General features: G+C 51.2%; 23 protein-coding genes. 1 reads left to right on the top strand and 22 read right to left on the bottom strand.

Features of this window, described 5'->3' with window-relative positions:
• Positions 1-236 precede the first annotated feature (236 nt).
• The 12 genes from HZZ01_RS18115 to rpsJ form a co-directional block, all read right to left on the bottom strand.
• Entirely contained in the window at positions 237-1,589 is a 1,353-nt protein-coding gene (locus HZZ01_RS18115) for an 8-oxoguanine deaminase (protein WP_179898880.1), read from the bottom strand.
• 358 nt (positions 1,590-1,947) lie between these two features.
• Entirely contained in the window at positions 1,948-2,202 is a 255-nt protein-coding gene (gene rpsQ, locus HZZ01_RS18110) for a 30S ribosomal protein S17 (RefSeq protein ID WP_003850147.1), read from the bottom strand.
• The gene (gene rpmC, locus HZZ01_RS18105) at positions 2,202-2,393 is read right to left on the bottom strand and encodes a 50S ribosomal protein L29 (RefSeq protein ID WP_003850146.1); all 192 of its coding nucleotides are present in this window, start codon (positions 2,391-2,393) and stop codon (positions 2,202-2,204) included. The genes rpsQ and rpmC overlap by 1 nt, the downstream gene beginning before the upstream one ends.
• The gene (gene rplP / locus HZZ01_RS18100; protein WP_008927134.1) at positions 2,393-2,803 is read right to left on the bottom strand and encodes a 50S ribosomal protein L16; all 411 of its coding nucleotides are present in this window, start codon (positions 2,801-2,803) and stop codon (positions 2,393-2,395) included. Before rplP ends, rpmC begins: the two co-directional genes overlap by 1 nt.
• Before the next feature lie 12 nt (positions 2,804-2,815).
• The gene (gene rpsC / locus HZZ01_RS18095) at positions 2,816-3,514 is read right to left on the bottom strand and encodes a 30S ribosomal protein S3 (RefSeq protein WP_008927135.1); all 699 of its coding nucleotides are present in this window, start codon (positions 3,512-3,514) and stop codon (positions 2,816-2,818) included.
• Between the two features lie 17 nt (positions 3,515-3,531).
• Entirely contained in the window at positions 3,532-3,864 is a 333-nt protein-coding gene (rplV, locus tag HZZ01_RS18090) for a 50S ribosomal protein L22 (RefSeq protein ID WP_008927136.1), read from the bottom strand.
• A 13-nt stretch (positions 3,865-3,877) separates the two neighbouring features.
• Positions 3,878-4,156, bottom strand: coding sequence for a 30S ribosomal protein S19 (rpsS, locus tag HZZ01_RS18085; protein ID WP_001138115.1), 279 nt, complete (start codon positions 4,154-4,156; stop codon positions 3,878-3,880).
• Positions 4,157-4,172: 16 nt separating this feature from the next.
• Positions 4,173-4,994 (bottom strand): 50S ribosomal protein L2, encoded by an 822-nt coding sequence (gene rplB / locus HZZ01_RS18080; protein WP_008927137.1) that lies wholly within the window; start codon positions 4,992-4,994, stop codon positions 4,173-4,175.
• 17 nt (positions 4,995-5,011) lie between these two features.
• Complete coding sequence (gene rplW, locus HZZ01_RS18075) at positions 5,012-5,314, bottom strand: 50S ribosomal protein L23 (protein ID WP_003850708.1); 303 nt, start codon at positions 5,312-5,314, stop codon at positions 5,012-5,014.
• Complete coding sequence (gene rplD / locus HZZ01_RS18070) at positions 5,311-5,916, bottom strand: 50S ribosomal protein L4 (protein WP_003850711.1); 606 nt, start codon at positions 5,914-5,916, stop codon at positions 5,311-5,313. Before rplD ends, rplW begins: the two co-directional genes overlap by 4 nt.
• 10 nt (positions 5,917-5,926) lie before the next feature.
• The gene (gene rplC, locus HZZ01_RS18065; RefSeq protein WP_003850712.1) at positions 5,927-6,556 is read right to left on the bottom strand and encodes a 50S ribosomal protein L3; all 630 of its coding nucleotides are present in this window, start codon (positions 6,554-6,556) and stop codon (positions 5,927-5,929) included.
• 32 nt (positions 6,557-6,588) lie between these two features.
• Positions 6,589-6,900, bottom strand: a complete 312-nt coding sequence (gene rpsJ, locus HZZ01_RS18060; protein ID WP_001181005.1) for a 30S ribosomal protein S10 — start codon at positions 6,898-6,900, stop codon at positions 6,589-6,591.
• A gap of 393 nt (positions 6,901-7,293) precedes the next feature.
• On the opposite strand from rpsJ, the gene HZZ01_RS18055 reads away from it, so the two are divergent.
• Entirely contained in the window at positions 7,294-8,067 is a 774-nt protein-coding gene (locus HZZ01_RS18055) for an A24 family peptidase (RefSeq protein ID WP_179898894.1), read from the top strand.
• On the opposite strand, the gene bfr is transcribed toward HZZ01_RS18055, so the two are convergent.
• The 10 genes from bfr to HZZ01_RS18005 form a co-directional block, all read right to left on the bottom strand.
• A complete protein-coding gene (gene bfr / locus HZZ01_RS18050; RefSeq protein ID WP_179898879.1) occupies positions 8,054-8,527 on the bottom strand; it encodes a bacterioferritin in 474 nt (157 codons plus the stop codon). The two genes, HZZ01_RS18055 and bfr, sit on opposite strands and share 14 nt — an antisense overlap.
• A 99-nt stretch (positions 8,528-8,626) precedes the next feature.
• Positions 8,627-8,821: a bacterioferritin-associated ferredoxin gene (bfd, locus tag HZZ01_RS18045; protein ID WP_179898893.1), complete on the bottom strand. Its 195-nt coding sequence runs from the start codon at positions 8,819-8,821 to the stop codon at positions 8,627-8,629.
• 173 nt (positions 8,822-8,994) lie between these two features.
• A complete protein-coding gene (gene tuf, locus HZZ01_RS18040; protein WP_179898878.1) occupies positions 8,995-10,179 on the bottom strand; it encodes an elongation factor Tu in 1,185 nt (394 codons plus the stop codon).
• Positions 10,180-10,247: 68 nt separating this feature from the next.
• Entirely contained in the window at positions 10,248-12,362 is a 2,115-nt protein-coding gene (fusA, locus tag HZZ01_RS18035) for an elongation factor G (RefSeq protein ID WP_179898877.1), read from the bottom strand.
• A gap of 90 nt (positions 12,363-12,452) precedes the next feature.
• Positions 12,453-12,923: a 30S ribosomal protein S7 gene (gene rpsG, locus HZZ01_RS18030; protein ID WP_003852909.1), complete on the bottom strand. Its 471-nt coding sequence runs from the start codon at positions 12,921-12,923 to the stop codon at positions 12,453-12,455.
• Between the two features lie 96 nt (positions 12,924-13,019).
• Positions 13,020-13,394: a 30S ribosomal protein S12 gene (rpsL, locus tag HZZ01_RS18025; RefSeq protein ID WP_003852912.1), complete on the bottom strand. Its 375-nt coding sequence runs from the start codon at positions 13,392-13,394 to the stop codon at positions 13,020-13,022.
• 124 nt (positions 13,395-13,518) lie between these two features.
• A complete protein-coding gene (tusB, locus tag HZZ01_RS18020) occupies positions 13,519-13,806 on the bottom strand; it encodes a sulfurtransferase complex subunit TusB (protein ID WP_179898876.1) in 288 nt (95 codons plus the stop codon).
• 9 nt (positions 13,807-13,815) lie between these two features.
• Entirely contained in the window at positions 13,816-14,175 is a 360-nt protein-coding gene (gene tusC, locus HZZ01_RS18015; RefSeq protein ID WP_179898875.1) for a sulfurtransferase complex subunit TusC, read from the bottom strand.
• Positions 14,175-14,561 carry a sulfurtransferase complex subunit TusD gene (gene tusD / locus HZZ01_RS18010; protein ID WP_179898874.1) on the bottom strand — a complete coding sequence of 129 codons (387 nt, stop codon included), beginning with the start codon at positions 14,559-14,561 and terminating at the stop codon, positions 14,175-14,177. Before tusD ends, tusC begins: the two co-directional genes overlap by 1 nt.
• Positions 14,561-15,283 carry a transcriptional regulator gene (locus tag HZZ01_RS18005; RefSeq protein WP_136196209.1) on the bottom strand — a complete coding sequence of 241 codons (723 nt, stop codon included), beginning with the start codon at positions 15,281-15,283 and terminating at the stop codon, positions 14,561-14,563. The genes tusD and HZZ01_RS18005 overlap by 1 nt, the downstream gene beginning before the upstream one ends.
• Between the last annotated feature and the right edge of the window lie 84 nt (positions 15,284-15,367).

The raw sequence follows: 15,367 nt of genomic DNA, 5'->3' as shown, positions 1-15,367 counted from the left end.
CTAATGTCAACTACTACTTCGGGACCTAAACCTCAGGTCGTTAGAAAGCCCCATAATTGAGGGCGCGGCATTGTAACACCGGTTCTCACAGATGGGTAGAAAAAATAAACGGCTCTCAATCGAGCCGCTGATTTTCCCTGATGACAGGGAGGGCGTATTCTAGGGAATAGTGCGAACAGTAGCAAATGTAATCTGCCTTATTTTTCGTCGCCTCCCAAATAAAGTGCCCTAAGCCCTCAACCAACCAGTTTTCTGGCCAGTTGGTTATGCTGATGCAGCACGGCTGGCAGTTCAATTCCGGCCAGTTGTCCGTCACGCACCCTGACTTTTCCGTTGATGATGCTGTAAGCAACCCGTCCCGGATTACAGAACACCAGAGCGGCGACAGGATCGTGCCCTGCCCCGCCCAGGCCAATGCGATTCAGATCAAAAATAGCAAGATCAGCCATCATGCCTGGCGCAATAGCGCCCACGTCATTACGATTCAACACTTTTGCTCCGCCCAGGGTTGCCAGCTCTAATGCCTGACGGGCCGTCATCGCATCCGGGCCGAAACCGACACGCTGTAGCAGCATCGCCTGACGCACCTCTGCCATCATGTCTGAGCTGTCATTAGAGGCGGAGCCATCCACACCCATTCCGACGTGTACACCGGCATCGCACATATGTCTTATTGGCGCAATGCCCGAGCCGAGACGCATGTTCGAGCAGGGACAGTGAGCAATGCCTGTACCGGTACGCGCAAAGAGCTCTATACCGTGCTGATCCAGTTTAACGCAGTGTGCATGCCAGACATCCGGCCCTACCCAGCCAAGGTCTTCAACATACTGCGCTGGCGTCATATTGAATTTTTCGCGGCTATAACGGATATCGCTGTCGTTTTCCGCCAGATGAGTGTGCATAGAAACTTTGAAGCTGCGTGCCAGCGCAGCGGATTGCTTCATCAGCTCACGGCTGACTGAGAACGGCGAGCATGGCGCCACCACGATACGTAGCATCGAACCATGACTGTCATCGTGGTAGCGCTCAATCACGCGCTGCGTATCCTTAAGGATTGCGGCTTCATTCTCGACCAGTGAATCGGGCGGCAGGCCACCCAGGGATTTACCGACGCTCATGCTGCCCCGGCTTGCATGAAAACGCATGCCCATCAAGGCTGCCGCCTCTATGCTGTCATCAAGCTTACAGTCATTAGGGTAAACATAGAGGTGGTCACTGGTGGTGGTACAGCCGGAAAGCATTAACTCAGCCATCGAGATCTGCGTTGAGATACGAATCATCTCAGGCGTCAGATTCTGCCACAGTGGATAGAGATGGGTCAGCCAGTTGAAAAGCTCGCCGTTTTGTACGGCGGGGATAGCGCGGGTCAGGCTCTGGTACATATGGTGATGCGTATTGATCAGGCCAGGAATAACAATATGTCCCCGCAGATCGATAATCTCATCCGCGCTATCGGGTAACGATCCTGCTTCCCCTACAGCAACGATCTGATTTCCTTTGATCAGAATGCTGGCATTACGTATTTCACGACGGTCGGCATCCATGCAGACCGCGCATTCGGCATTCTTCAGTAACAGCGTTTGTGCCATGCTATTGCCTGTGGGTTGTGATTGTATGCTACCCGATAATAGCGGCAAGCTTTTGGCAGAGCTAATCGCAGGTAACGCAGCCAACAGTGGCAACTATAACAGTGACCGGCGTAAGCGGTCATGACTCTCCATTTTCACGGCACATTTCCTTGTACAGTTATGATAACTCCGGCCTTTAGGGCCAGTAGCTTTCAGGCTTCATTGCCTGAAGAGTCTCAGCTTAGACGTGCCAATCTGCTAAATTTTTGAGCGCCATCAAATCTGGACTGTCACAGGCACAAATGGATCAACGCTGTATTACAGACAAAAAAAAACCCTCTGCCGAAGCAGAGGGTTTCCTCAGAAAAAACAATTCTTATTACAGAACCGCTTTCTCGATTACGCGAACCAGGGTCCAGGATTTAGTCTTGGACAGTGGACGGCATTCGCGGATTTCTACCACGTCACCAATTCCACATTCATTGTTCTCGTCATGGATGTGCAGCTTGGTCGTACGTTTAATGAATTTGCCGTAGATCGGGTGTTTCACGAAACGTTCGATAGCAACAACTGCAGATTTCTGCATTTTGTCACTTACTACACGACCCTGCAGAGTACGGATTTTATCGGTCATTACGAACCCGCCTTCTCAGTCAGTAAAGTCTTAACGCGTGCAACATCACGGCGAACCTGTTTCAGCAGATGAGTCTGCTGCAGTTGGCCAGATGCTGCCTGCATGCGCAGGTTAAATTGCTCACGCAGCAGATTAAGCAGCTCAGTGTTCAGCTCTTCAACGCTTTTTTCACGCAGCTCAGTTGCTTTCATTACATCACCGTCTTAGTTACAAAGGTGGTTTTGATAGGCAGTTTTGCTGCTGCCAGCTTGAATGCTTCACGGGCCAGCTCTTCTGGTACGCCGTCCATTTCATACAGGACTTTACCAGGCTGGATCAGGGCAACCCAATACTCTACGTTACCCTTACCTTTACCCATACGCACTTCCAGCGGCTTCTCGGTGATCGGTTTGTCCGGGAATACTCGGATCCAGATCTTACCTTGACGCTTAACTGCACGGGTCATAGCACGACGTGCTGCTTCGATCTGACGAGCAGTCAGACGACCACGGCCAACAGCTTTCAGACCGAAAGTACCGAAGCTGACATCCGTACCCGCAGCCAGACCGCGGTTACGGCCTTTGTGCACTTTACGGAATTTCGTACGCTTTGGTTGTAACATCAGCGACTCTCCTTACTTACGGCCTTTACGCTGCTGCTTTTTAGGTTGAGCAGCCGGTTCCGGTTGTTCAACAGCAGCCATACCACCCAGGATCTCACCTTTGAAGATCCATACCTTAACGCCGATTACACCATAAGTGGTGTGCGCTTCAGAGGTGTTGTAGTCAATGTCAGCACGCAGTGTGTGCAATGGCACGCGACCTTCACGATACCATTCGGTACGTGCGATCTCGGCGCCACCCAGACGGCCGCTAACTTCGACTTTAATACCCTTCGCGCCAAGACGCATGGCGTTCTGAACTGCACGCTTCATAGCACGACGGAACATCACACGACGCTCCAGCTGTGAAGTGATGCTGTCAGCTACCAGTTTCGCGTCCAGTTCCGGCTTGCGGACTTCGGCGATATTAATCTGTGCAGGAACGCCAGCGATTTTCGCGACGACCGTACGCAGTTTTTCTACATCTTCGCCTTTCTTACCGATGACGATGCCTGGACGAGCGGTGTGAATAGTCACACGGATGCTCTTCGCAGGACGCTCGATAACGATACGAGAGACAGATGCTTTAGCCAGTTCCTTAGTCAGGAACTGACGTACTTTAAAATCGCTGTCCAGGTTGTCAGCGAATTCATTGGTGTTCGCAAACCAGGTAGAGTTCCATGGTTTTACAATACCCAGGCGAATACCATTAGGATGTACTTTCTGACCCATTGCTAGTCTCCAGAGTCTCAGCGATCGGACACAACCACAGTAATGTGGCTGGTGCGCTTCAGGATGCGATCTGCACGACCTTTGGCACGCGGCATAATGCGTTTCATGGTCGGACCTTCATCAACGAAAATTTTCGTGATTTTCAGATCGTCGATATCAGCGCCATCGTTGTGTTCGGCGTTAGCAATGGCAGATTCCAGAACTTTTTTGACCAGTACAGCCGCTTTCTTATTGGTGTAGGTCAAAATGTCCAGTGCCTGCGACACTTTCTTACCGCGAATCAGGTCAGCAACAAGGCGAACCTTCTGAGCAGAAGAACGAGCGTGGCGATGTTGAGCTAAAGTTTCCATCTCTTCCTCCTACTTATTTCTTCTTGGCTTTTTTATCAGCCGCGTGACCGCGATAAGTACGTGTCGGCGCGAATTCACCCAGTTTGTGACCAACCATTTCGTCGGAAACAAAGACAGGAACGTGCTGACGACCATTATGGACAGCGATGGTCAAACCGATCATGTTAGGAAAGATCGTTGAACGACGGGACCAAGTGCGCAAAGGCTTCTTGTCACCGCTTTCCACCGCTTTCTCTACCTTCTTCAGCAAGTGCAGGTCAATAAAAGGACCTTTCTTGAGAGAACGTGGCATGGCTTATCCTCTAATATTATTTGCTACGGCGACGTACGATAAACTTATCGGTACGCTTGTTGCTACGGGTCTTCTTACCTTTGGTCTGAACGCCCCACGGAGTTACCGGGTGCTTACCAAAGTTACGACCTTCACCACCACCGTGCGGGTGATCAACTGGGTTCATCGCGGTACCACGAACGGTAGGACGAACACCACGCCAACGGGCTGCACCAGCTTTACCCAGAACGCGAAGCATATGCTCAGCATTGCCGACTTCGCCCAGTGTTGCGCGGCAGTCAGACTCGACTTTACGCATTTCACCAGAACGCAGACGCAGGGTAACGTAAGAACCTTCACGCGCAACGATCTGCACGTAAGCACCGGCTGAGCGAGCAATCTGACCGCCTTTGCCTGGTTTCATTTCTACGTTATGCACGGTTGAACCCACCGGGATGTTACGCATCGGCAGAGTGTTACCTGCTTTAATCGCAGCATCAACGCCAGATTGGATCTGGTCGCCGGCTTTCAGGCCTTTAGGGGCCAGGATGTAACGGCGCTCGCCGTCTTTGTACAGAACCAGTGCGATGTTCGCAGAGCGGTTCGGATCGTACTCAAGACGTTCAACAACTGCCGGGATACCATCTTTGTTGCGTTTGAAGTCAACAATACGATATGCCTGCTTGTGACCACCACCGATATGACGGGTAGTGATACGACCATTGTTGTTACGGCCACCGGATTTGCTGTTTTTTTCTACCAGCGGGGCGAATGGTTTGCCCTTGTGCAGCTCCGCGTTTACCACTTTAACTACATGGCGACGACCCGGAGATGTCGGTTTACATTTAACAACTGCCATTGTCTTTCTCCTCCGACTTACTCAGCGCCGCCAGCGAAGTCCAGATTCTGGCCTTCTTTCAGGGTGACGTAAGCTTTTTTCCAGTCGCTACGACGACCGATACGCTGTCCTTGACGCTTAACTTTGCCCTTAACTACCAGGGTGTTTACGTCTTTAACTTCTACTTCGAACAGTTTCTCAACAGCAGCAACGATCTCTGCTTTGGTCGCGTCATTAGCAACTTTGAGAACGATGGTATTGGTTTTTTCCATCGCGCTAGATGCTTTTTCAGATACGTGCGGCGCGCGCAGTACTTTCAGCAGACGTTCTTCACGGATCATGCCAGCATCTCCTCAACTTGCTTAACTGCATCAGCAGTCATAACGACTTTGTCGAAGGCGATCAGGCTAACTGGGTCGATACCGGATGCATCACGCACGTCAACCTTGTACAGGTTACGCGCAGCCAGGAACAGATTCTCATCCAGTTCACCGGTGATGATCAGCACGTCTTCCAGAGCCATGTCTTTCAGTTTCTGTACCAGCAGCTTGGTTTTCGGTGCTTCTACAGCAAATGATTCGACAACGATCAGACGATCTTGACGTACCAGCTCGGACAGGATGCTTTTCAGCGCGCCGCGGTACATCTTTTTGTTAACTTTTTGACTGTGGTCCTGCGGCTTCGCAGCAAAGGTCACACCACCTGAACGCCAGATTGGGCTCTTTACAGAACCTGCACGCGCACGGCCGGTGCCTTTTTGACGCCATGGCTTTTTGCCTGAACCAGTTACTTCGGCGCGAGTTTTCTGCGCACGAGTACCCTGGCGGGCGCCAGATGCGTAAGCAACAACAACCTGGTGAACCAGCGCTTCGTTGAAATCACGACCGAAGGTAGTTTCGGAAACAGTCAGCGCGCTCTGCGCGTCTTTCAATACTAATTCCATTGCTATCCCCTTACGCCTTCACAGCTGGTTTAACGATCAGGTCGCTACCGGTAGCACCGGGAACTGCACCTTTAACCAGCAGCAGGTTGCGCTCAGCGTCAACACGTACTACGTCCAGACTCTGAACGGTTACGCGCTCATTACCCAGCTGACCTGCCATTTTCTTGCCTTTGAACACTTTGCCCGGAGTCTGGTTCTGACCGATAGAACCCGGAACGCGGTGAGACAAGGAGTTACCGTGAGTAGCGTCCTGGGTACGGAAGTTCCAGCGCTTAACGGTACCGGCGAAACCTTTACCTTTAGAGGTACCGGTTACGTCAACTTTCTTAACTTCAGCGAAAATCTCAACGCTGATGCTCTGACCTACAGAGTATTCTTCACCTTCAGCGGTGCGGAATTCCCACAGGCCACGGCCAGCTTCAACGCCAGCTTTAGCAAAATGACCAGCTTCAGGTTTGGTCACACGGTTTGCTTTTTTAGCACCGGTGGTAACCTGAATTGCCTGGTAACCATCGTTTTCCAGGCCTTTAACCTGAGTAACGCGGTTCGCTTCAACTTCGATTACGGTGACGGGGATAGAAACGCCATCTTCAGTGAAGATGCGGGTCATGCCCACTTTTTTACCGACTAAACCAATCATTGTTTCAACCTCTCAATCGCTCGATGACCTGATTAACCCAGGCTGATCTGCACGTCAACACCGGCAGCCAGATCCAGACGCATCAGAGCATCAACGGTTTTTTCAGTTGGCTCAACGATGTCTACCAGACGCTTGTGAGTGCGGATTTCGTACTGATCACGCGCATCTTTGTTAACGTGCGGAGAGATCAGAACGGTAAAACGCTCTTTGCGGGTTGGCAGCGGGATTGGACCACGAACCTGCGCACCAGTGCGCTTGGCGGTCTCAACGATTTCCGCGGTTGATTGATCGATCAGACGATGATCAAACGCTTTAAGACGGATACGGATTCTTTGGTTCTGCATGAGACCAGAGCTCCAAACTTTTTATAGACGAAAAAAATTACTACTCGAGCCCATTACGATTGATGGGAGAGTGTAATCGTTCAGCATATAACTCCCCAATTGGGAGTATTGTCAGGCGGCCTATATTTCAGCCGTCTGCGATTCTGCTCGAATCGCGCCTGCAATATCTGCAGGCCCGCGCATTATACGTAAATCTGTTCAGGAAGCAACCCGTGCTGACCTTTTACCCATGAAATAGTGGCTGATTCGTGAGGCGTGTGCCGCATTACGTTGCCATATTGCTGATAATTCTGTCATTCGGCTGTGAGGGAATTTCCGCAGTTCTTTATTCCTGGATGACACAGAACCTGAAGCCGATGAGAGTGCCTGTAGTCTTTTGTCTGGAGCTGAATGATGTCACCTACTGTCACTACTCAAATTGCTGCCCTGGCTGGCGGAAGCGTATTAGGAAGTTTTCTTTCGCTGGCCTGTGCGCGCTTCTCCCCCGCTTTCTCACCCGCTCAATGGTTTGCGGCAGTCTGCTTTCCCGGCTCACACTGTGACCATTGTCAGCAGCGCCTGCTATGGCGCGACACTTTGCCCCTGATAAGCTGGCCGGTGTTAAAAGGACGGTGTCGTATCTGTCATCATCCGTTCAGTGCAGATAGCTTTATCACTGAATGGCTATTTGCAATGCTCTGCATGCTGGTGCAGCAAAGCTTTACTGATTCTACCGAGGCTATTTTCATCCTCACTGCTTCCAGCCTCTTGTTCCTGGCAGCTGCCATTGATCGTCATCACTTCTGCATACCTGACCCGCTAAGCTATCTGCTGCTCTGGCTGGGATTACTCCACGCGACCCTGACTGGAAACGAAACAACGGCGATAGGGGGTGCCCTGTCGGGCTACTGTGCATTATGGCTACTTGCCTGGAGCTATCGGCAGGTTCGCGGGTGCGAAGGATTAGGTTATGCCGATATGAAGCTATTCGCAGCGTTAGGTGCCTGCTGTGGCTGGCAGGCATTACCCTGGATTGCGCTGGGTGCCACTGTTCTGGCACTGGCGACTATCATGATGCTGCAAGTGCGAGGGTTAATTCAGGGGGACAGCCCGCTACCGTTTGGCCCTTTCCTGGCCATTGCGGGCTGGGTAACAATCGTTCTACAGACCCGTTTCACGCTTCTTTGATTTGAGCCTGCAGATAGTTCTGGATACCCATCTTCTGGATTAACTCAAGTTCCGTTTCAATCCAGTCGATGTGATGTTCTTCATCCGCCAGAATTTCAATCATCATGTCACGGCTGACATAGTCATGGACTTTGTCAGCATAGGAGATAGCTTCACGAAGATCCTTAGCACCTTCCAGCTCAAGATTCAGGTCTGAACTCAGCATCTCCTCAACATCCTCACCGATTCGCAACCGTCCCAGATCCTGAAGGTTTGGGATGCCTTCAAGAAAAAGAATACGCTCGATATATTTATCGGCATGCTTCATCTCATCGATCGACTCGTGGTACTCCACATCATTGAGGCGCGTCAGACCCCAGTTCTTAAACATGCGTGCATGCAGAAAATACTGATTGATGGCAACCAGTTCATTTCCAAGCAGTTTGTTGAGATGACTGATAACTTTTATATCGCCCTTCATTGTTAACTCTCCGCGTCTGGTTTATTAGAGCGTAGATGCGGTTAAAAAGAAGTCAAAAAAACTCGACAAATATTGTGGGTATTCACGTAGTAATCGCTGTCAGGCTATCTCTTTATATAGCGGTGCATGTTGCATCTCTTCATCCATGATTTCCCGCGCAGCGCGAATGCATTTGCCGCATTGTTTGCCAACTGGCACAAACTGACGCAATTGCTGGATAGATTTAGGCTGATAGCGGCGCACGACTTCACGAAGCGTTTTATCACTGATGGCATTACACAGGCAGACGTACATTGATTCATCACTCGGGTACATTTTCTGCACACAGTGTAAATACGAATCGTTTTTATTACAAACCCACCCTTTACAGGGTTATGTCGCTTTTTAAGCAAAAAAAAAGAGCACCGAAGTGCTCTTTTCACTGTGTTGCAACAGTGGCCGTTACACGACCACTACAGATATCACAATTAAGCGATAACTTTAGCAACAACACCCGCGCCAACGGTACGGCCACCTTCGCGGATTGCGAAGCGCAGACCTTCGTCCATTGCGATTGGGTGAATCAGGGTAACAACCATTTTGATGTTGTCGCCTGGCATTACCATTTCAACGCCTTCTGGCAGCTCTACTGAGCCGGTCACATCAGTTGTACGGAAGTAGAACTGTGGACGATAGCCTTTGAAGAACGGAGTATGGCGGCCACCTTCGTCTTTAGACAGAACGTAAACTTCTGACTCGAACTGAGTGTGTGGCTTGATTGAGCCTGGCTTAGCCAGAACCTGGCCACGCTGGATGTCTTCACGCTTGATACCGCGCAGCAGAACACCACAGTTTTCGCCTGCCTGACCCTGGTCCAGCAGCTTACGGAACATCTCAACACCGGTACAGGTTGATTTCGCAGTATCTTTGATACCCACGATTTCAACTTCGTCGCCGACTTTAACGATGCCGCGCTCAACACGACCGGTAACAACAGTACCACGGCCAGAGATTGAGAATACGTCTTCGATTGGCAGCAGGAACGGCATGTCGATCGCACGCTGTGGTTCTGGGATGTAGTTGTCCAGATGCTCAGCCAGTTCCAGGATTTTAGCTTCCCAGTCAGCTTCGCCTTCCAGTGCTTTCAGAGCAGAACCACGAACGATTGGCGTATCGTCGCCTGGGAAGTCATAGGCTGACAGCAGGTCACGAACTTCCATTTCAACCAGTTCCAGCAGCTCTTCATCATCAACCATGTCACACTTGTTCAGGAACACGATGATGTAAGGAACGCCAACCTGACGACCCAGCAGGATGTGCTCACGGGTCTGTGGCATCGGGCCATCAGTCGCAGCAACAACCAGGATCGCGCCGTCCATCTGCGCAGCACCGGTGATCATGTTTTTCACATAGTCGGCGTGGCCTGGGCAGTCAACGTGCGCATAGTGGCGAGTCGGGGTTTCATACTCAACGTGTGAAGTGTTGATGGTGATACCACGTGCTTTCTCTTCTGGTGCGTTATCGATCTGATCGAATGCACGAGCCTGGCCGCCGTAAGTTTTAGACAGTACGGTGGTGATAGCTGCAGTCAGGGTGGTTTTACCGTGGTCGACGTGACCGATGGTGCCCACGTTTACGTGCAGTTTGTTACGCTGAAATTGCTCTTTCGCCATGGCGATAATTCCTTACGTTGTGCCTTCACCATCTGGGTGAAGGCATCAGTTCAAATTTAAACCGTAGCTTATTTGCTACGAGCTTCAATAACGGCCTGCGCTACGTTGTTCGGCGCATCGTCATACTTCAGGAACTCCATGGAGTAAGAAGCACGACCTTTGGTCAGAGAACGCAGCTGAGTTGCGTATCCGAACATCTCAGACAACGGAACTTCAGCGTGAATCTGAACGCCAGTAGCGTTAGATTCCTGCCCTTTAAGCATACCACGACGACGGCTAAGGTCACCGATGACATCACCCGTGTTCTCTTCAGGCGTTTCAACTTCAACCTTCATGATAGGCTCAAGCAGAACTGGTTTCGCTTGTTTAAAGCCTTGTTTGAAGGCAATAGATGCGGCCAGTTTAAACGCCAGTTCTGAGGAGTCGACATCATGGTATGAACCATAGTGCAGACGCACGCCCAGATCCACAACCGGATAGCCAGCCAGAGGGCCTGATTTCAGCTGCTCCTGGATGCCTTTATCAACCGCAGGGATGTATTCACCAGGAATTACACCACCTTTGATGTCGTTGACAAATTCGTAGCCTTTCGGATTCGAACCTGGCTCCAGTGGGTACATGTCGATAACAACATGACCGTACTGACCACGACCACCAGACTGCTTGGCGTGTTTACCTTCGACATCGGTAACTTTGGTACGAATCGCTTCACGGTAAGCAACCTGTGGTTTACCCACGTTTGCTTCAACGTTGAATTCACGCTTCATACGGTCAACGATGATGTCGAGGTGCAATTCACCCATACCCGCGATGATGGTCTGGTTTGATTCTTCATCAGTCCATACGCGGAATGATGGGTCTTCTTTTGCCAGACGGCCCAGAGCCAGACCCATTTTTTCCTGGTCAGCTTTGGTTTTCGGCTCAACGGCGATAGAGATTACCGGCTCCGGGAACTCCATGCGCTCAAGGATGATGACGTTATCTGGATCACACAGGGTGTCACCAGTGGTCACATCTTTCAGGCCGATCGCAGCTGCGATATCACCCGCACGAACTTCTTTAATCTCTTCACGCTTGTTAGCGTGCATCTGAACGATACGGCCCAGACGCTCACGGTTTGACTTAACCGGGTTGAACACAGTGTCACCCGTGTTAACAATACCGGAGTAAACGCGGAAGAAGGTCAGGTTACCCACGAACGGGTCGGTAGCGATTTTGAACGCCAGTGCAGCAAACGGCTCGCTGTCGTCAGAATGGCGAACAGCCGGCGTGTCTTTACCGTCGTCCAGCATACCGTTGATCGCGGTAACGTCAGTCGGTGCTGGCAGATATTCTACAACTGCATCCAGCATCGCCTGAACACCTTTGTTCTTAAATGCAGAACCACAGGTAACCAGGATGATTTCGTTGTTCAGAACACGCTTACGCAGAGATGTTTTGATCTCTTCTTCAGTCAGTTCTTCACCGCTGAAGAATTTCTCCATCAGCTCTTCAGAGCCTTCAGCAGCGGCTTCAACCAGCTTCGCATGCCATTCTTCAGCCAGTTCCTGCATATCAGCTGGAATATCTTCGTAGTCGAAGGTGACGCCCTGATCTGCGTCGTTCCAGTTAATAGCTTTCATTTTCACCAGGTCAACCACACCAGTGAATTTCTCTTCTGCGCCGATAGCCAGCTGCAGAGGAACTGGAGTTGCGCCCAGACGAACTTCCATCTGGTTAACAACTTTCAGGAAGTTAGCACCCATGCGGTCCATTTTGTTAACGAACGCAATGCGTGGAACTTTATATTTGTTAGCCTGACGCCATACGGTCTCAGACTGTGGCTGAACGCCACCAACTGCACAGTAAACCATTACTGCGCCATCAAGCACACGCATAGAACGTTCAACTTCGATGGTGAAGTCAACGTGTCCTGGGGTGTCGATGATGTTGATGTGGTGCGGTTCAAACTGCTTGGCCATACCAGACCAGTAACAGGTGGTCGCAGCGGAAGTGATGGTAATACCACGTTCCTGTTCCTGCTCCATCCAGTCCATGGTTGCTGCGCCGTCATGTACTTCACCGATTTTGTGGTTTACACCGGTGTAGAACAGAACGCGTTCGGTAGTGGTAGTCTTACCGGCGTCGATGTGCGCACTGATACCGATGTTACGGTAGCGAGCAATGGGTGTTTTACGAGCCATTTGATTCCTCTGATTCTCGGGCGTTCAAGGTAAGTCGACCCCAGCGGGTTGGCTGATTGAGCGCCCGCTGGTTTAACAACTACGTGGTGATTACCAACGGTAGTGTGCGAACGCCTTGTTGGCTTCTGCCATGCGGTGAACGTCTTCACGTTTCTTAACTGCAGTACCTTTGTTCTCTGCAGCATCAGAAAGTTCGTTCGCCAGGCGAAGAGCCATTGATTTATCACCGCGTTTACGAGCAGCATCTACGATCCAGCGCATTGCCAGAGCATTACGACGAACCGGGCGGACTTCAACTGGTACCTGATAAGTAGAACCACCAACGCGACGTGACTTAACTTCGACAGTCGGACGCACGTTTTCCAGAGCTACTTCAAAAGATTCCAGTGCGTTTTTACCTGAACGCTGAGCCAGGGTCTCAAGCGCGGTATAAACGATTGATTCTGCAGTAGATTTTTTACCATCTACCATCAGGATATTTACAAATTTGGCCAGCAGCTCTGATCCGAACTTAGGATCTGGCAGAATTTTACGCTGACCAATGACGCGACGACGTGGCATGGAAATACTCCGTTGTTAATTCAGGATTGTCCAAAACTCTATGAGTTTATTATGACATTTAATTTAAAACGTTTGGCCTTACTTAACGGAGAACCATTAAGCCTTTGGCTTCTTCACGCCGTACTTGGAGCGAGCCTGCTTACGGTCTTTAACACCTGAGCAGTCAAGCGCGCCACGAACGGTGTGGTAACGCACACCTGGCAAGTCTTTTACACGACCGCCACGGATCAGGATCACGGAGTGTTCCTGCAGGTTATGACCTTCACCACCAATGTAGGAGGTAACTTCAAAACCGTTGGTCAAACGCACACGGCAGACTTTACGCAGTGCGGAGTTTGGTTTCTTAGGAGTGGTGGTGTACACACGAGTACAAACGCCACGTTTTTGCGGGCAAGCTTCCAGCGCCGGCACGTTGCTCTTTGCAACTTTGCGGACGCGTGGTTTGCGAACCAGCTGGTTAACTGTTGCCATTAAATAGCTCCTGGATTTGCTTTTGCTTCGTAAACACGTAATAAATCGCCTCGTAGAATTACGAGGAGGCAGAATTTTAGGGCTGAGTCAAAGGGGTGTCAAGAAATAACCAGGTTTTAGCCGATTACCACACGATTTGTTGCTGATGCCTGATCGTTAGCGTGACAAAGCCATTATAGTCTATTGACTGCACACTGGTCGAAATTTGTGCAGTGAGGCCGCGAGCCTGAACATCTTCGTCCAGCACCCACAGTGTCGTGTTGCTCCTGGAAAGCTGCATCAATGCGCGACTCCCCGCTAAGGCGGCCAGCACGCCATCCTGCAGCAGCAGCAGGTCATCGCCTGCATCTGCCATTAAAAGCAGAGTCTCAAGGTCACTGTGTGCCGGTGAGTGCATTAAAGTGTGCAGCATTAACGTCTCTTAAAAAGTCAGGATGCGATCGTAGCTGGCCAGCATCTGCCGCAACGCCGGCGCGTCCAGTAGCGTAACATCCAGCAACCGGTCAGCGTCAACCTCTAACCCACGCGCTATCAGCGATGTCCGACAGAGATAGCACTGCTCAATGTCATACAGCGCCAGCACGCCAAAGGTCGCCGCATAGTGACGGCTCTTAATCGTCTCAGGGTGCTGATGCAGATTCAGCTGCAGCACACCATCACCAATAAAAAACAGGCCGATATCTTCGCTGAGTGCACCCGTGGCCAGCGCGGCATCCAATCCTTCACGCCCTGCACTGCTGCCGTGAGGTGCCCGGGTAAAAACAAATGCGACACGATTCATCAGAACTGCACCATGCGTTCACAGCTCAGCGCCGCTTCCGCCAGCGCCCCCAGACCACTCAGTGTAAAGCCCGGCTGCAGGTTACTGCCTGCCAGCTGGAGCCGGGCCGCTTCCTGCGCATCGCTGACACCTCGCCGCAGCGCGGCCGCCACACAGATGTTCAGTGCCACACCCTCCTCCTGATGTAATGCCTGCCACGCGCGCACCAGGTCAAATTCATCACTGGCCGGCGCGGTGAGCTGGTTAGCATTCAGCACCCCTTCGCGATAGAAGAAAACACTTTCAAGCTCATGGCCCGCCGCCAGCAGCGCGCGGGCAAAGAGGTATGCACTGGTCGCCTGTTGCGTTCCGTAAGCCGGGCCGGTGACCATCAGCGTGTAACGCATTACCGATCCTGTCCCTGGAAGTCGCCATTTTTGAACTGGCGAATGTAGAGATAGACGGTGTGCTTCGAGATGTTCAGCCGATCAGCCACCTGGTTGATGGCATCTTTGATATCGAAGATTCCCTTCTCATACAGGTTGAGCACAATCTGACGGTTCTTGGCGTTGTTCGACACATTGCGGTCAGCGCTCACTTCTTCAATGGTGAACTCCAGCGTCTGCATCACCAGATCATCGACTGAACTGGCAAAGTTGACGTTGGAATCAACCTGCTGCATCTCGGGCGGCATAAAGGTCGACATGATCTGTGAGAACGGCACATCCAGGTTCATATTAATGCAGAGCAGGCCAATGACCCGTTGCTGACGGTTGCGAATCGCAATCGTGACCGACTTCATCAGCACGCCGCTTTTGGCACGCGTGAAATAGGCGCGGGAGACATTGCTGTCAGCGCCATGCATGTCGTGCAGCATACGCAGGGCTAAATCGGTGATGGGCGAACCCACTTTACGGCCGGTATGTTCCCCATTGGCAATACGCACAGCCGAACACTTAAGATCTTCAAGCGAATGCAGGACGATTTCACAATGCGAGCCGATCAACATCGCCAGGCCATCCACGACAGCCTCGTAAGATTTCAGAATATCGTAATCAGTTTGTTCGAACGGGCGCTGCTCCAGAAGATCGAAGTCGCTCAGTTCACCCGGATTGAATGGATTAGACATTGAAGAGTATCACCCTGAATGGCTGGAGCCTGTCACAGCGGCTTATGGGCAGACTCAATATGGGATAATTAGGCAGGCATTAGT

Source organism: Pantoea sp. WMus005 (assembly GCF_013415305.1).
Lineage (GTDB): Bacteria > Pseudomonadota > Gammaproteobacteria > Enterobacterales > Enterobacteriaceae > Pantoea > Pantoea rara.
The sequence above is the reverse complement of the archived record's forward strand: the minus strand, read 5'-3'. Positions and strand labels throughout refer to the sequence as shown.

What these genes read in the sequence shown, in the direction of transcription:
- HZZ01_RS18115 (WP_179898880.1), bottom strand. Translation starts at nt 1,589, where the DNA reads ATGGCACAAACGCTGTTACTGAAGAATGCCGAATGCGCGGTCTGCATG.
- rpsQ (WP_003850147.1), bottom strand. Translation starts at nt 2,202, where the DNA reads ATGACCGATAAAATCCGTACTCTGCAGGGTCGTGTAGTAAGTGACAAA.
- rpmC (WP_003850146.1), bottom strand. Translation starts at nt 2,393, where the DNA reads ATGAAAGCAACTGAGCTGCGTGAAAAAAGCGTTGAAGAGCTGAACACT.
- rplP (WP_008927134.1), bottom strand. Translation starts at nt 2,803, where the DNA reads ATGTTACAACCAAAGCGTACGAAATTCCGTAAAGTGCACAAAGGCCGT.
- rpsC (WP_008927135.1), bottom strand. Translation starts at nt 3,514, where the DNA reads ATGGGTCAGAAAGTACATCCTAATGGTATTCGCCTGGGTATTGTAAAA.
- rplV (WP_008927136.1), bottom strand. Translation starts at nt 3,864, where the DNA reads ATGGAAACTTTAGCTCAACATCGCCACGCTCGTTCTTCTGCTCAGAAG.
- rpsS (WP_001138115.1), bottom strand. Translation starts at nt 4,156, where the DNA reads ATGCCACGTTCTCTCAAGAAAGGTCCTTTTATTGACCTGCACTTGCTG.
- rplB (WP_008927137.1), bottom strand. Translation starts at nt 4,994, where the DNA reads ATGGCAGTTGTTAAATGTAAACCGACATCTCCGGGTCGTCGCCATGTA.
- rplW (WP_003850708.1), bottom strand. Translation starts at nt 5,314, where the DNA reads ATGATCCGTGAAGAACGTCTGCTGAAAGTACTGCGCGCGCCGCACGTA.
- rplD (WP_003850711.1), bottom strand. Translation starts at nt 5,916, where the DNA reads ATGGAATTAGTATTGAAAGACGCGCAGAGCGCGCTGACTGTTTCCGAA.
- rplC (WP_003850712.1), bottom strand. Translation starts at nt 6,556, where the DNA reads ATGATTGGTTTAGTCGGTAAAAAAGTGGGCATGACCCGCATCTTCACT.
- rpsJ (WP_001181005.1), bottom strand. Translation starts at nt 6,900, where the DNA reads ATGCAGAACCAAAGAATCCGTATCCGTCTTAAAGCGTTTGATCATCGT.
- HZZ01_RS18055 (WP_179898894.1), top strand. Translation starts at nt 7,294, where the DNA reads ATGTCACCTACTGTCACTACTCAAATTGCTGCCCTGGCTGGCGGAAGC.
- bfr (WP_179898879.1), bottom strand. Translation starts at nt 8,527, where the DNA reads ATGAAGGGCGATATAAAAGTTATCAGTCATCTCAACAAACTGCTTGGA.
- bfd (WP_179898893.1), bottom strand. Translation starts at nt 8,821, where the DNA reads ATGTACGTCTGCCTGTGTAATGCCATCAGTGATAAAACGCTTCGTGAA.
- tuf (WP_179898878.1), bottom strand. Translation starts at nt 10,179, where the DNA reads ATGGCGAAAGAGCAATTTCAGCGTAACAAACTGCACGTAAACGTGGGC.
- fusA (WP_179898877.1), bottom strand. Translation starts at nt 12,362, where the DNA reads ATGGCTCGTAAAACACCCATTGCTCGCTACCGTAACATCGGTATCAGT.
- rpsG (WP_003852909.1), bottom strand. Translation starts at nt 12,923, where the DNA reads ATGCCACGTCGTCGCGTCATTGGTCAGCGTAAAATTCTGCCAGATCCT.
- rpsL (WP_003852912.1), bottom strand. Translation starts at nt 13,394, where the DNA reads ATGGCAACAGTTAACCAGCTGGTTCGCAAACCACGCGTCCGCAAAGTT.
- tusB (WP_179898876.1), bottom strand. Translation starts at nt 13,806, where the DNA reads ATGCTGCACACTTTAATGCACTCACCGGCACACAGTGACCTTGAGACT.
- tusC (WP_179898875.1), bottom strand. Translation starts at nt 14,175, where the DNA reads ATGAATCGTGTCGCATTTGTTTTTACCCGGGCACCTCACGGCAGCAGT.
- tusD (WP_179898874.1), bottom strand. Translation starts at nt 14,561, where the DNA reads ATGCGTTACACGCTGATGGTCACCGGCCCGGCTTACGGAACGCAACAG.
- HZZ01_RS18005 (WP_136196209.1), bottom strand. Translation starts at nt 15,283, where the DNA reads ATGTCTAATCCATTCAATCCGGGTGAACTGAGCGACTTCGATCTTCTG.